This is a genomic window from Vibrio neptunius, from assembly GCF_000967495.1.
In the GTDB taxonomy this organism is placed as follows: domain Bacteria; phylum Pseudomonadota; class Gammaproteobacteria; order Enterobacterales; family Vibrionaceae; genus Vibrio; species Vibrio neptunius.
This window is the reverse complement of sequence record NZ_JXXU01000085.1, coordinates 1-13844: the sequence shown is the minus strand read 5'-3', so window position 1 is coordinate 13844 and position 13844 is coordinate 1. Positions and strand designations below refer to the sequence as shown.

Below are 13844 nucleotides of genomic sequence, written 5' to 3'. Positions count from 1 at the left end.
ATCCCGCATCCCGCATCCCGTATCCCACATCCTGCAACTTCCCATCTCGTTACGACATATTCTGTTCATATTCCTTTAAAACTGACCAATTAAAGTGTGTTTGCTAGCACGACTTATTCCCATCTGTTTATATTTTGTAATTGGTCAGACCAATTTGATTGCTGTTTTAATCAGCTAATGTTATCAAAGTGTTGATGCATGGCTTGTTCTATGATTTGGGTCAATTTTTGACTGGAACTTGCGTTTTAATTATGTTAATTTCGTCGCCAACTTAAAATTGGTAATACCAATTGACTGCAAAGAGTAGAAGAACAACAACTATGGCTTATCAAAGGATTCGTCAGCCAAAACTCTCTGATGTAATTGAACAAGAGTTAGAACGGCTGATTGTGGAAGGAACATTGTCTCCGGGGCAGCAGCTGCCACCAGAGCGCGAACTGGCAAAGCAGTTTGATGTGTCTCGTCCTTCAATCCGTGAAGCAATTCAACGCCTCGAAGCTAAACGTCTTCTTACTCGTCGCCAGGGTGGTGGCACATTTGTTAGCGAGAATATCTGGACGAGTTTTTCAGATCCTCTGCTAAATTTATTGTCTAGCCATTCGGAAACACAGCTCGATTTACTGGAAACGCGCCATGCGATGGAAGGTATCTCTGCTTATTTTGCAGCAGTTCGTGGCACCGATGAGGACTTTGCCCGTATTCAGGCTTGCCTGAAAAACATCAGCGAAGAGCAAACGAAGAAAAATGTTGAAGCAGAAGCGGCTGCAGTTATGCAGTTTCTGATCGCTTTGACTGAAGCGGCGCACAACGTTGTCCTGCTTCATATCGTTCGCAGTTTGGCCCCTTTGCTGGAGCAAAACGTCCTTCAGAATCTTAAGCTCTTACATCGCCGCGATGAAGTGGTGGAAAAAGTAAGTAAACACCGAGCTAATATCGTTGATGCGATCGTTTCTGGTCAGCCAGAAAAGGCGCGTGAAATGTCGCACTCACACTTAGCTTATATTGAAGAAACATTGTTGGATTTGAGTCGTGAAGAGTCTCGCCGTGAGCGATCTTTGCGTCGAATTCAGCAGGGTAACGACTCGTAAAGAGCGTTACTTAAATAAGTAGATCCAACCAACAGAAGGATAGATCGCCATGTCTGATATGAAGCATGACGTAGACGCACTGGAAACTCAAGAATGGCTACAAGCCCTTGAGTCAGTTGTACGTGAAGAAGGTGTAGAGCGTGCTCAGTTCCTACTAGAGCAAGTTCTGGACAAAGCACGTCTAGACGGTGTTGACATGCCAACTGGAATCACAACCAACTACATCAACACGATTCCTGCAGATCAAGAACCAGCTTACCCAGGTGACACAACACTTGAGCGCCGTATTCGTTCCATCATCCGCTGGAACGCAATCATGATCGTTCTACGTGCATCTAAGAAAGACCTAGAGCTAGGCGGCCACATGGCGTCTTTCCAGTCTTCTGCTGCATTCTACGAAGTATGTTTCAACCACTTCTTCCGTGCTCCAAATGAGACGGACGGTGGCGATCTAGTGTACTACCAAGGTCACATCTCACCAGGTATCTACTCTCGTGCATTCGTTGAAGGCCGTCTAACTGAAGAGCAGCTAGACAACTTCCGTCAAGAAGTAGATGGCAAAGGTATCCCATCATACCCGCACCCTAAACTGATGCCTGAGTTCTGGCAGTTCCCAACAGTATCTATGGGTCTAGGCCCAATCTCTGCGATCTACCAAGCGCGTTTCCTTAAGTACCTTGACGGTCGTGGTCTGAAAGATACGACAGCTCAACGTGTATACGCGTTCCTAGGTGACGGTGAGATGGATGAGCCAGAATCACGTGGTTCACTGTCTTTCGCAGCGCGTGAGAAGCTAGACAACCTATGTTTCCTAGTGAACTGTAACCTACAGCGTCTAGACGGCCCTGTAATGGGTAACGGTAGCATCATCCAAGAGCTAGAAGGCCTATTTAAAGGTGCAGGCTGGAACGTTGTTAAAGTTATCTGGGGTAGCAACTGGGATGCACTACTTGCTAAAGATACGTCTGGCAAGCTTCTACAGCTAATGAACGAAACTATCGACGGTGACTACCAAACATTTAAATCAAAAGACGGTGCTTACGTACGTGAACACTTCTTTGGTAAATACCCAGAGACAGCTGCACTCGTTGCAGACATGACAGATGACGAAATCTTCGCGCTTAAGCGTGGTGGTCACGAGTCTTCTAAGCTATACGCAGCATACAAAAACGCGTCAGAAACTAAAGGTCGTCCAACAGTAATCCTAGCTAAGACTGTTAAAGGTTACGGCATGGGTGAAGCGGCTGAAGGTAAGAACATCGCGCACCAAGTTAAGAAGATGGACATGACTCACGTACTACACCTACGTGATCGTCTAGGTCTTCAAGACATCCTAACTGACGAAGCGGTTAAAGAACTTCCGTACCTGAAACTTGAAGAAGGTTCAGCGGAATACGAATACCTACACGCTCGTCGTAAAGAGCTAAAAGGTTACACGCCACAGCGTCTGCCTAACTTTACTCAAGAATTCAAAGTACCTGAGCTAGAAGAGTTCGCGCCGCTACTAAGTGAGCAGAAGCGTGATATCTCAACAACTATGGCTTACGTTCGTACTCTTAACATCCTGCTTAAGAACAAGAACATTGGTAAGAACATCGTTCCTATCATCTGTGACGAAGCACGTACGTTCGGTATGGAAGGTCTATTCCGTCAGATCGGTATCTACAACCCGCACGGTCAGGAATACACACCAGAAGATAAAGGCATTGTTTCTTACTACAAAGAAGCAACATCTGGTCAGGTACTACAAGAAGGTATCAACGAGCTAGGCTCTATGGCATCTTGGGTTGCTGCTGCTACTTCTTACAGCACAAACGATCTGCCAATGATTCCATTCTACATCTACTACTCAATGTTTGGTTTCCAACGTGTAGGCGATATGGCATGGATGGCGGGTGACCAACAAGCTCGTGGTTTCCTACTAGGTGCTACTGCTGGTCGTACAACGCTAAACGGTGAAGGTCTACAGCACGAAGACGGTCACTCACACATCATGGCGAACACAGTTCCTAATTGTATCTCTTACGACCCAACATTCGCGTACGAAGTTGCGGTAATCATGCAAGACGGTATCCGTCGCATGTACGGTGAGAACCAAGAGAACGTGTTCTACTACCTAACGGTAATGAACGAAAACTACGCAATGCCAGCAATGCCTGAAGGCGCTGAAGAAGGCATTCGTAAGGGTATCTACAAGCTTGAGTCTTACGCAGGTGACAAGTCTAAAGTTCAGCTAATGGGCTCTGGTACTATCATGAACGAAGTACGTAAAGCAGCGACTATCCTAAGCGAAGAGTACGGCATCGCGTCTGACGTGTTCTCTGTAACGTCATTCAACGAACTGACTCGCGACGGCCAAGCGGTAGAGCGTGACAACATGCTACACCCAGAAGCTGACGCAAAAGTGCCTTACATCACACAAGTGATGGGCAGCGAGCCAGCAATCGCAGCGACTGACTACATGAAGAACTACGCAGAGCAAGTTCGCGCGTTCATGCCTTCTGAGTCTTACAAAGTACTGGGTACTGATGGTTTTGGTCGTTCAGACAGCCGCGAAAACCTACGTCGTCACTTCGAAGTGAACGCAGGTTACGTTGTTGTAGCAGCGTTAAGTGAACTGGCTAAGCGTGGTGATGTTGAGAAGTCAGTAGTCATTGAAGCGATTGCTAAGTTCGACATCGACACAGAAAAAACTAACCCGCTATACGCTTAATTGAGAAGGTAAATAAGAAATGGCAATCGAAATTAATGTACCAGACATCGGTGCGGATGAGGTTGAAGTTACTGAAATTCTTGTAAGCGTTGGCGACAAGGTTGAAGAAGAGCAGTCTCTGATCACAGTTGAAGGCGATAAGGCTTCTATGGAAGTTCCTGCATCTCAAGCGGGTATCGTTAAAGAAATTAAAGTTGCAGAAGGCGACTCAGTTTCTACTGGTTCTCTAATCATGCTGTTCGTTGAAGATAATGCCGAAGCCGAGGGTGCAGCTGACGCTGCACCTGCTCCTGCGGCAGAAGCAGCTCCAGCAGCGGCTCCAGCTCCAGCAGCAGCGGCAGAGCTTAAAGAAGTTCACGTACCAGATATTGGTGGCGATGAAGTTGAAGTGACTGAAATCATGGTTGCAGTGGGCGACAGCATTGAAGAAGAGCAATCTCTTCTAACGGTTGAAGGCGACAAAGCTTCTATGGAAGTACCTGCACCATTCGCTGGTACACTAAAAGAAATCAAAGTAGCAGCAGGCGATAAAGTAACGACTGGCTCACTAATCATGGTATTCGAAGTAGCAGGTTCTGGCGCTCCAGCGGCACCTGCAGCAGTCGAAGCTCCAGTTGCAGCGGCTCCAGCAGCATCAGCAGCGAAAGAAGTGAACGTTCCTGATATCGGCGGTGACGAAGTTGAAGTAACTGAGATCATGGTTGCAGTTGGCGATACAGTGGAAGAAGAGCAATCTCTAATCACTGTTGAAGGTGACAAAGCTTCAATGGAAGTTCCTGCTCCGTTTGCTGGTACAGTTAAAGAGATCAAGATTGCAGCAGGCGACAAAGTGTCTACTGGCTCGCTAATCATGGTCTTCGAAGTGGCGGGTGCAGCACCTGCACCTGCAGTGGCTCCAGCTCAAGCGGCGGCACCTGCAGCAGCTCCTAAAGCAGAAGCTCCAGCGGCAGCAGCTCCAGCAACGACTGGCGATTTCCAAGAGAACAACGAGTACGCACACGCATCTCCAGTTGTTCGCCGTCTAGCGCGTGAGTTTGGCGTTAACCTGTCTAAAGTTAAAGGTTCTGGCCGTAAGAGCCGTATCCTGAAAGAAGACGTTCAAGCCTACGTGAAAGACGCACTTAAGCGTCTTGAGTCTGGCGCAGGTGCAGCAGCATCTGGTAAAGGCGACGGCGCAGCGCTTGGTCTACTGCCTTGGCCGAAAGTTGACTTCAGCAAGTTTGGTGAAACTGAAGTTCAGAAGCTTTCTAAGATCAAGAAGATTTCTGGTGCAAACCTACACCGTAACTGGGTGATGATCCCTCACGTTACACAGTGGGACAACGCTGATATCACTGAGCTAGAAGCATTCCGTAAAGAGCAGAACGCTATCGAAGCGAAGAAAGACACAGGTATGAAGATCACGCCACTTGTGTTCATCATGAAAGCTGCTGCTAAAGCGCTTGAAGCGTTCCCTGCGTTCAACTCTTCTCTATCTGAAGATGGCGAAAGCATCATTCTGAAGAAATACGTCAACATCGGTATCGCAGTCGATACGCCTAACGGCCTAGTTGTTCCTGTCTTTAAAGATGTGAATAAGAAAGGCATCTACGAGCTATCTGAAGAGCTAATGGCTGTTTCTAAGAAAGCACGTGCAGGTAAGCTAACTGCGGCTGACATGCAAGGTGGCTGTTTCACTATCTCAAGCCTAGGTGGCATCGGCGGTACTGCGTTCACTCCAATCGTAAACGCACCAGAAGTCGGTATCCTAGGTGTGTCTAAGTCTGAAATGAAGCCAGTGTGGAACGGTAAAGAGTTCGAACCACGTCTACAGCTTCCACTATCTCTATCTTACGATCACCGTGTGATTGATGGTGCTGAAGGTGCTCGTTTCATCACGTTCTTGAACGCAGCGCTATCAGATATCCGTCGTCTGGTTCTTTAATTGAATTGAGATGATTGAGAGGCGGCCTTTTTTAGCCGCCTCTGTTAATAGAAACATCTGACAATGAGTCAAGGGGAACGTTTTCCTTACTTAATTGTTGGCTAGCTCACAGGCTAAATGGAATTGCTTTTCACACCATTAACATCTCTGTAAACTGTTGGCGGTCTGAAAATAATTGTTTAAAACTAACCACTCTTAAACATAAGAATCAATACCCACTCAGCCTGTTAGGGATAATGACTACAAGAGGTCAAAATGAGCAAAGAAATTAAAGCCCAAGTTGTTGTACTTGGTTCTGGTCCTGCTGGTTACTCCGCTGCCTTCCGTTGTGCAGACTTAGGTCTTGAAACTGTACTAATCGAGCGCTACAGCACTCTTGGCGGTGTATGTCTAAACGTGGGTTGTATCCCATCTAAAGCACTTCTTCACGTATCTAAAGTAATTGAAGAAGCAAAAGCGATGGCAGATCACGGCGTTGTGTTCGGTGAGCCGCAAACTGACATCAGCAAAATTCGTATCTGGAAAGAGAAAGTTGTTAATCAACTGACTGGTGGTCTTAGCGGTATGGCTAAGATGCGTAATGTGACTGTTGTTAATGGTTACGGTAAATTTACTGGCCCTAACTCTATCCTTGTTGAAGGAGAAGGTGAGGCAACAACAGTAAACTTTGATAACGCGATTGTTGCTGCTGGTTCTCGCCCTATCAAACTGCCATTCATCCCGCATGAAGATCCACGAATTTGGGATTCTACTGACGCACTCGAACTGAAAGAAGTTCCTGAAAAACTACTCATCATGGGCGGTGGTATCATCGGTCTAGAAATGGGAACGGTATACCAGTCTCTAGGTTCTAAAGTTGACGTTGTTGAGATGTTCGACCAGGTTATTCCTGCGGCAGATAAAGATATCGTTAAAGTTTACACCAAGCGTGTGAAGGATAAGTTCAGCCTAATGCTAGAAACGAAAGTGACAGCAGTTGAGGCGAAAGAAGACGGTATTTATGTATCAATGGAAGGCAAGAAAGCACCTGCTGATGCAGAGCGCTATGATGCCGTTCTAGTCGCTATCGGCCGTGTACCAAATGGTAAACTTATCGATGGTGAGAAAGCAGGTCTAGAAATTGATGAGCGTGGCTTCATCAATGTAGACAAGCAGCTTCGTACAAATGTACCTCATATCTTTGCTATCGGTGATATCGTTGGTCAACCAATGCTGGCGCACAAAGGTGTGCATGAAGGCCACGTTGCCGCTGAAGTTATTGCTGGTAAGAAGCACTACTTTGATCCTAAGGTTATCCCTTCAATTGCTTACACTGAGCCAGAAGTGGCATGGGTTGGTAAGACTGAGAAAGAAGCGAAGGAAGAAGGCATCAAGTACGAAGTGGCAACTTTCCCTTGGGCTGCATCAGGTCGTGCAATCGCCTCTGACTGCGCAGACGGTATGACTAAGCTTATCTTCGACAAAGAGACTCACCGTGTTATTGGTGGTGCGATCGTTGGTACTAACGGTGGTGAACTACTCGGTGAAATCGGTCTAGCTATCGAGATGGGTTGTGATGCAGAAGATATCGCGCTGACTATCCACGCTCACCCAACTCTACATGAGTCTGTCGGCCTAGCTGCTGAAGTATTCGAAGGTTCTATCACTGACCTTCCAAACAAAAAAGCAGTTAAAAAGAAAAAATAATTTCTCTGAAGACTGAATAACAAAAGCCGCTGATTACTCAGCGGCTTTTTTATTTTAGGGTGTTTGCAGACATAAAAAAGCCGGGTGAAACCCCGGCTTTACAATGACACTGGTTAATCTACTTGTAGATGCAAAGCATATCTAGGTAGCTTTGTGTCAGGCGGTTTACAGACTCATCATCTTGAGTACGGTTAGCCTGAACAAACAGTGAGTAGCAGATGCCGTGGAATAGTGTCGCTAGGTCTGCTGGGTCATGATCATCGCACACTTCACCACGCTCGATGGCTTTGACAAACATGTTTTGGACCAACAATTGATTAGTACGGTTTGTTGTCACAAACAATGGCCATACTTCGTCACGAGTCGATGCACTCCACTCAAACCAAACTTTCAACCAGTGACAGTCATTGACAACAAGATCAACCATTGCCGAAGTCAGGTTACGTAGGTTTTCTTTTGCATGAATATCAAGATCGATATTATCTGATAGGAAGTTTGAGAACTGACGAACTACGTAGTTAAGTACATCATCAACCAGATCTTCTCGGGTTGGGAAGTAGTTAAACACAGTCGCAACAGAAACCTGTGCGATTTCTGCGATGTCAGCGTGACCACCACGTCCAATACCACGTCTTGCAAACACCTCTAGTGCGATTTCCATCAGCTGCTGTTTACGTTTTTGTGGTGAAAGACGCGTACGCGGTCTCTTAGCTATAGAATCCATAGTTATATTTCCTTGCCAATTGAGTTGTATATGTGGGCTTTTGCCCTAATTAGTATTTTATTATTGCTTTCGCAGTAATGAGTGTAATGGTGCATATGAATTAGGTCAACGATTTCAGTTTATTTAATAATCATTTTTATTAATACCGTGCTTCTGATCATGTAGTTGCATATGTTTATTGCAGCCTTTAATCAAGCAAACGTTTCTCCTGCTACATAGTGGTGATAAACTACGTGCTTAAGATCATCTGACGGGATCTAAACTAATGTTTAGTGAACTATCGTTAATGCAGAGAACGAGATTGGTATGAAACATACAGTAGAAGTAATGATTTCTGAGCAAGAGGTTCAGGAACGCGTAAGTGAACTGGGTAAAGCCATTACCCTTCACTATCAAGGCAGCGAAGATTTAGTGCTGGTTGGTTTGTTACGTGGCTCATTTGTCTTTATGGCAGACTTGGCTCGAAAGATTGAACTAACGCATCAAGTAGATTTCATGACGGCTTCTAGTTACGGCAACACGATGGAAAGCTCTCGCGATGTCCGCATTCTTAAAGATCTGGATGATGATATTAAAGGTAAAGATGTTCTAATCATTGAAGATATTATTGATACGGGCAACACACTAAACAAAATCAAAGAGATCCTTTCTTTGCGTGAACCCAAATCTATCGCTATCTGCACTTTGCTCGATAAGCCGTCACGCCGTGAAGTTGAAGTTCCGGTTGATTGGATTGGGTTTGCTATTCCCGATGAGTTTGTTGTTGGGGTGGGTATTGATTATGCGCAGAAGTATCGTCACCTTCCTTACATTGGTAAAGTAGTTCCTCAAGAATAGCCATGTTTTTCCTTAGACAAATGTAAAAAGACCCGCTATTTCGCGGGTCTTTTGTTGTTTAGCCAAGTACAGGAGAAGTTAAAATCTTATCCAATGCCTCTTGGTGGCGACTTTCTAACGTTTCTCGGCTTGAGCAGCGAACACCTAAATCTTGCAGTTTGCCATTGCCAATACCGTAGACGAAGCCATGAATCTCAACCTCTTGGCCTCTTTCCCATGCACCTTGCAGTATTGTCGAGTGACCTAGGTTATAGACTTGCTCTGCGACATTGATTTCGCATAGCTTATTGCCCCATTGGGCACGTGGTAACGATTCGATTTGCGTCTTATATTTTAGGTAATTATCGCGAATGTGGAGTAACCAGTTATTGATTAGTCCCAATTGGGGGTTATCAATAGCAGCGTTAACACCACCACAGCCATAATGGCCACAAACGATGATGTGTTTCACTTTCAGAACTTCTACAGCATACTGGACAACTGATAAGCAATTAAGGTCCGTATGGATAACCTGATTAGCAACATTGCGATGAACGAATAGTTCGCCTGAATACAGTCCAGTAAGGCGCTCGGCAGGCACTCGACTGTCAGAGCAACCGATCCAAAGGAACCCTGGGTTCTGGCCTTCTTCAAGTTTTGCAAAGTACTCTGGTCGTTCAGCCTTAATGGATTCAGACCACTTTGAGTTGTTTTCAAAAAGCTGTTTAATTTCCGGCATCTTACAATCAATCCTAAACATTTCTTTCGCTACTATACACAATGTTACAATTTCATTCCTGTCAAAACTGTGTAAAAAAGCACTCATCTGACGTGTTTCATCGCTAAAAATCATAAACTTAGGAGTGAATCTAACAAAGAGTTATAAAGTGTGTTTGATGAGGCTGTGATCGTACTAACGCGAGTTAGGTATATTTGCTAAAGTTGCTTTTTAGTTGGTATATCAACGAAGATGTCAGCAAATTTAGTCTAATTTATTACTTTTAATGAGGGTATTCACGACTCATTACCTCTTCGAGTATCAAAATCGCATTAATTAAGCAGTGGAGCCGGATTGTGTTTGGAAATCGTTTTGAAGATATTAATCTGAAAGGTGATGCCTTTGGTGGAGTGACCACCGCTATTATTTCGTTACCATTAGCGCTAGCTTTTGGGGTCGCTTCGGGAGCCGGCGCTGAAGCCGGACTTTGGGGCGCGATCTTGGTCGGTTTATTTGCTTCTCTATTCGGTGGTTCAAACTCACTGATTTCAGAGCCTACAGGCCCAATGACAGTGATTATGACCGCTGTGCTTACTAGTATGATGGCTAAATACCCCGAGACTGGCATGGCGATGACTTTTACGGTTGTGATGATGGCCGGTGCTTTTCAGATCTTACTAGGAACATTGAAGCTCGGAAAGTATGTTACCTTGATGCCATACAGTGTGATTTCTGGCTTTATGTCAGGGATAGGTGTCATCTTGATTATTCTTCAGTTGTCGCCACTGCTTGGTCATGCCGCTCCTTCTGGCGGTGTATTAGGCACCTTATCCGCTTTCCCTGAAACGGTTGCCAATATGAAGTTCAGTGAGCTATTTCTCGGCCTCCTGACACTGGGAATTTTGTTTTTCTTTCCAAAAAAATACCGCAAATACGTACCCGCTCAGCTAGTGGCATTAATTGCCGTTACCCTCTTATCTATCGTTGTGTTTGACACTGAAGATATTCGTCGTATTGGTGAAATTCCAGCGGGCTTGCCATCTCTAGTGATTCCGCACATTGATTCTTCTATGTTCACCGAGATGGTCATCGATGCGCTGGTATTGGGAACACTGGGGTGTATCGATACGCTGCTGACTGCTGTCATTGGCGACTCACTGACTCGTAAAGAACACAACTCAGATAAAGAACTTCGCGGTCAAGGCTTAGCGAACATGGTCTCAGGTCTTTTTGGTGCACTGCCGGGGGCTGGTGCTACGATGGGGACCGTGACAAATATTCAGGTAGGGGCTCGTTCACCACTATCGGGGGTGATCCGTGCTTTAATGCTCGCTTTAGTGGTGTTGGTCGCTGGAGGTTTGACCGAGCCTATTCCTATGGCGGTATTGGCGGGTATAGCTGTGTACGTTGGCTTCAATATACTTGACTGGAGCTTCATCCAACGAGCGCATAAAGTGAGCTTTGCGGGGATGGCGGTCATGTATGGTGTCATGCTGTTGACAGTGTTTGTGGATCTTATCGTGGCTGTGGGACTTGGCGTTTTCATTTCTAATATCATCATTATTGAACGTTTGAGTCGTGAACAAGCTCGACAGGTCAAAGCCATCAGTGATGCGGATGAAAATGATGTTCCTTTGACAGACAGTGAAAGAGCTCTGTTAGATAGAGCCAATGACAAAGTACTGTTTTTCTATTTGTCTGGGCCGATGATTTTTAGTGTTTCGAAAGCCATCTCACGCCAGCACAGTAGTATTTCTGATTACGAGGTGATGATCCTAGACCTGACTGACGTGCCCATGATTGATGTGACGGTCGGGCTCGCGCTAGAAAATGCGATTAAAGATGCTCTTGACGCGAATTGCCAAGTTTATTTGTTGTGCCCGAATGAAAGCACCCGCCAACAATTGGAAAAATTCCATGTTATTGATTTAGTACCTCAAGAAAATACATATAAATTTCGTTACGAGGCGCTCAAAGCGGCGTTGAAGCATGTCGAGAGTGATGAGCATCAGTTCCAAGCAGTATAGACTGACAAATACCTACTCACGCCGCTGACTCTCAGCGGCGTTTTTGCAGTAGGGTTACAGCATTTCATATTTCCAAATAAATCGAATCGTGTAATTGTATTCATCGTCATTCAACGATAAACTGAATTACACTCGTGGCTCTCTAACGGCATACGCACGTTACCCACATCCGCACAAACCAATAATTACACTGAAAACTATGTATGCATTAGAAATTGAACAACTTCGCAAAACCTATGCGGGGGGATTTGAGGCGCTGAAGGGTATTAGCCTCAATGTCGCCAAAGGCGACTTTTATGCCTTATTGGGGCCTAACGGTGCCGGTAAGTCGACGACTATTGGTGTGATCTCCTCTCTGGTCAATAAGACTTCTGGCAAGGTTAGAGTATTTGGTTATGACACTGACAAAGATCTAGAGCTGGCTAAGCAACACCTAGGTTTAGTCCCGCAGGAGTTTAACTTCAATCAATTTGAAACCGTTGAGCAAATTGTTTTGCAACAGGCTGGATACTATGGGGTGTCACGCACTTTAGCGAAGCAAAGAGCCGAAAAGTATTTAACCAAGCTTGATTTGTGGGAAAAACGTAACGAACGCGCACGAAACTTATCTGGAGGAATGAAGCGTCGTCTGATGATTGCCCGCGCCTTAGTCCATGAGCCTAAGTTATTGATTCTGGATGAACCGACGGCAGGCGTCGATATTGAACTGCGCCGTTCTATGTGGGAGTTTCTTAAAGAGATTAACCAAGAAGGTATCACGATCATTTTGACGACCCATTACCTTGAAGAAGCTGAAATGCTATGTCGTAACATAGGTATCATCAGCAAAGGTGAGTTAATAGAAAACACCACGATGAAACACCTACTAAGTAAGCTACATGTAGAAACTTTTATTTTTGATTTAGAGGAAGGCGTCGAGGTCCCTCTGTTGAAAGGTGTAAACAGTCAAAGTGTGGTTAATGGTTCGCTTGAGATTGAAATTGAGAAAACTCAGGGGCTCAATAGTATTTTCAGTCAGCTAACAGAGTTGGGAGTAAAGGTGTTGTCGATGCGCAATAAAGCAAACCGATTGGAAGAGCTGTTTGTCAATATTGTCCGTGAGGGAGGTCAGTAATATGTATCGCCTATATTGGACGGCCTTTCGCAGTTTGCTGACGAAAGAAGTTAATCGCTTTACTCGCATTTGGGTTCAGACTTTGGTTCCACCAGCCATCACAATGACGTTGTATTTCATTATTTTTGGTAGCTTGATCGGTTCAAGAATTGGAGATATGAATGGCTTCAGCTACATGGAATATATCGTGCCTGGTCTTATCATGATGTCGGTTATCACTAACTCTTATTCAAATGTCGCATCATCATTTTTCAGTGCTAAATTTCAGAAAAACATTGAAGAGCTGCTCGTAGCTCCTGTACCAAACTATGTCATTATTCTTGGCTTTGTCATGGGAGGAGTGGTACGGGGCTTACTGGTCGGAATTATTGTGACTTTTGTTTCACTATTCTTTGTTGACCTGCAAGTTGATCACTGGGGAATTATATTCGCAACGGTATTCATGACTTCAGTTGTGTTCTCACTAGGCGGCTTAATCAATGCAGTTTATGCGAAGACTTATGATGATATCTCTATTATTCCGACATTTGTCCTGACGCCACTGACTTATCTGGGTGGTGTGTTTTACTCAATAAGTCTGCTACCTGAATTTTGGCAAGGTGTGTCGAAAATAAACCCCATTGTTTATATGGTAAATGCGTTCAGATACGGTTTTCTCGGGGTATCGGACGTGGGTATTATGACGTCATTCGGTGTTCTGGGTGTGTTTGTCGTTGCTTTGTATACAGTAGCCCATTACCTAGTGACTTGTGGGATAGGATTGCGTAGCTAGCAGTTTGCTGGGAACGGACTTCGTCCTATGGAGAGCGGGATCGCTTCGCTTTTGGAAACGGGAGCGGGCTTCGCCCTTCGGGATTAATTGTCATTCCCTAGACTGACGAAGGAAGGAGTAGGGAATCTCTTACATCGAGTAGTCGGTAGCTTGATGAGATCCCCAACTCGTTCGTTCCTTACTCTTGAGGATGACCATAAAAACAAAAAGGGTTGATACTTTCATATCAACCCTTCAAACTTTTCTCGCTTCTCGCTTCTCG

Annotated in this window: 10 protein-coding genes; 8 read left to right on the top strand and 2 right to left on the bottom strand. The window is 45.1% G+C overall.

Translation table 11 applies throughout. From position 1 onward, the window contains the following. Window positions 1-320 precede the first annotated feature (320 nt). The 4 genes from pdhR to lpdA all read left to right on the top strand — a co-directional run bounded on the left by pdhR (window position 321) and on the right by lpdA (window position 7411). On the top strand, window positions 321-1088 hold the full coding sequence (pdhR, locus tag TW84_RS21725; protein WP_006958126.1) for a pyruvate dehydrogenase complex transcriptional repressor PdhR: 768 nt from the start codon (window positions 321-323) through the stop codon (window positions 1086-1088). Window positions 1089-1137: 49 nt separating this feature from the next. Further along, the gene (gene aceE / locus TW84_RS21720) at window positions 1138-3801 is read left to right on the top strand and encodes a pyruvate dehydrogenase (acetyl-transferring), homodimeric type (protein WP_045977704.1); all 2664 of its coding nucleotides are present in this window, start codon (window positions 1138-1140) and stop codon (window positions 3799-3801) included. Between the two features lie 19 nt (window positions 3802-3820). Next, entirely contained in the window at window positions 3821-5725 is a 1905-nt protein-coding gene (gene aceF, locus TW84_RS21715) for a pyruvate dehydrogenase complex dihydrolipoyllysine-residue acetyltransferase (RefSeq protein WP_045977703.1), read from the top strand. Window positions 5726-5980: 255 nt separating this feature from the next. Continuing rightward, on the top strand, window positions 5981-7411 hold the full coding sequence (lpdA, locus tag TW84_RS21710) for a dihydrolipoyl dehydrogenase (RefSeq protein ID WP_045977702.1): 1431 nt from the start codon (window positions 5981-5983) through the stop codon (window positions 7409-7411). A gap of 118 nt (window positions 7412-7529) precedes the next feature. Here the strand turns inward: lpdA and TW84_RS21705 are convergent, their stop codons facing one another. After that, window positions 7530-8135, bottom strand: a complete 606-nt coding sequence (locus tag TW84_RS21705; RefSeq protein ID WP_045977701.1) for a LuxR/HapR/OpaR family quorum-sensing transcriptional regulator — start codon at window positions 8133-8135, stop codon at window positions 7530-7532. 306 nt (window positions 8136-8441) lie between these two features. Between TW84_RS21705 and hpt the strand changes: the two genes are divergently transcribed. Beyond that, window positions 8442-8972, top strand: coding sequence for a hypoxanthine phosphoribosyltransferase (gene hpt / locus TW84_RS21700; RefSeq protein WP_045977700.1), 531 nt, complete (start codon window positions 8442-8444; stop codon window positions 8970-8972). Between the two features lie 58 nt (window positions 8973-9030). Here hpt and can read toward each other — a convergent pair whose 3' ends face one another. Then, on the bottom strand, window positions 9031-9690 hold the full coding sequence (gene can, locus TW84_RS21695; RefSeq protein ID WP_045977699.1) for a carbonate dehydratase: 660 nt from the start codon (window positions 9688-9690) through the stop codon (window positions 9031-9033). 335 nt (window positions 9691-10025) lie between these two features. On the opposite strand from can, the gene TW84_RS21690 reads away from it, so the two are divergent. The 3 genes from TW84_RS21690 to TW84_RS21680 all read left to right on the top strand — a co-directional run bounded on the left by TW84_RS21690 (window position 10026) and on the right by TW84_RS21680 (window position 13582). Continuing rightward, entirely contained in the window at window positions 10026-11696 is a 1671-nt protein-coding gene (locus TW84_RS21690; RefSeq protein ID WP_045977698.1) for a SulP family inorganic anion transporter, read from the top strand. A 199-nt stretch (window positions 11697-11895) separates the two neighbouring features. Continuing rightward, on the top strand, window positions 11896-12810 hold the full coding sequence (locus TW84_RS21685) for an ABC transporter ATP-binding protein (RefSeq protein ID WP_045977697.1): 915 nt from the start codon (window positions 11896-11898) through the stop codon (window positions 12808-12810). Window position 12811: 1 nt separating this feature from the next. Continuing rightward, complete coding sequence (locus TW84_RS21680; RefSeq protein ID WP_045977696.1) at window positions 12812-13582, top strand: ABC transporter permease; 771 nt, start codon at window positions 12812-12814, stop codon at window positions 13580-13582. The last annotated feature ends 262 nt before the right edge of the window (window positions 13583-13844 follow it).

Excerpts from the sequence above, each read along its gene's own strand:
- aceE (WP_045977704.1), top strand. The coding sequence starts at position 1,138 with ATGTCTGATATGAAGCATGACGTAGACGCACTGGAAACTCAAGAATGG.
- hpt (WP_045977700.1), top strand. The coding sequence starts at position 8,442 with ATGAAACATACAGTAGAAGTAATGATTTCTGAGCAAGAGGTTCAGGAA.
- aceF (WP_045977703.1), top strand. The coding sequence starts at position 3,821 with ATGGCAATCGAAATTAATGTACCAGACATCGGTGCGGATGAGGTTGAA.
- can (WP_045977699.1), bottom strand. The coding sequence starts at position 9,690 with ATGCCGGAAATTAAACAGCTTTTTGAAAACAACTCAAAGTGGTCTGAA.
- TW84_RS21685 (WP_045977697.1), top strand. The coding sequence starts at position 11,896 with ATGTATGCATTAGAAATTGAACAACTTCGCAAAACCTATGCGGGGGGA.
- pdhR (WP_006958126.1), top strand. The coding sequence starts at position 321 with ATGGCTTATCAAAGGATTCGTCAGCCAAAACTCTCTGATGTAATTGAA.
- TW84_RS21680 (WP_045977696.1), top strand. The coding sequence starts at position 12,812 with ATGTATCGCCTATATTGGACGGCCTTTCGCAGTTTGCTGACGAAAGAA.
- TW84_RS21705 (WP_045977701.1), bottom strand. The coding sequence starts at position 8,135 with ATGGATTCTATAGCTAAGAGACCGCGTACGCGTCTTTCACCACAAAAA.
- lpdA (WP_045977702.1), top strand. The coding sequence starts at position 5,981 with ATGAGCAAAGAAATTAAAGCCCAAGTTGTTGTACTTGGTTCTGGTCCT.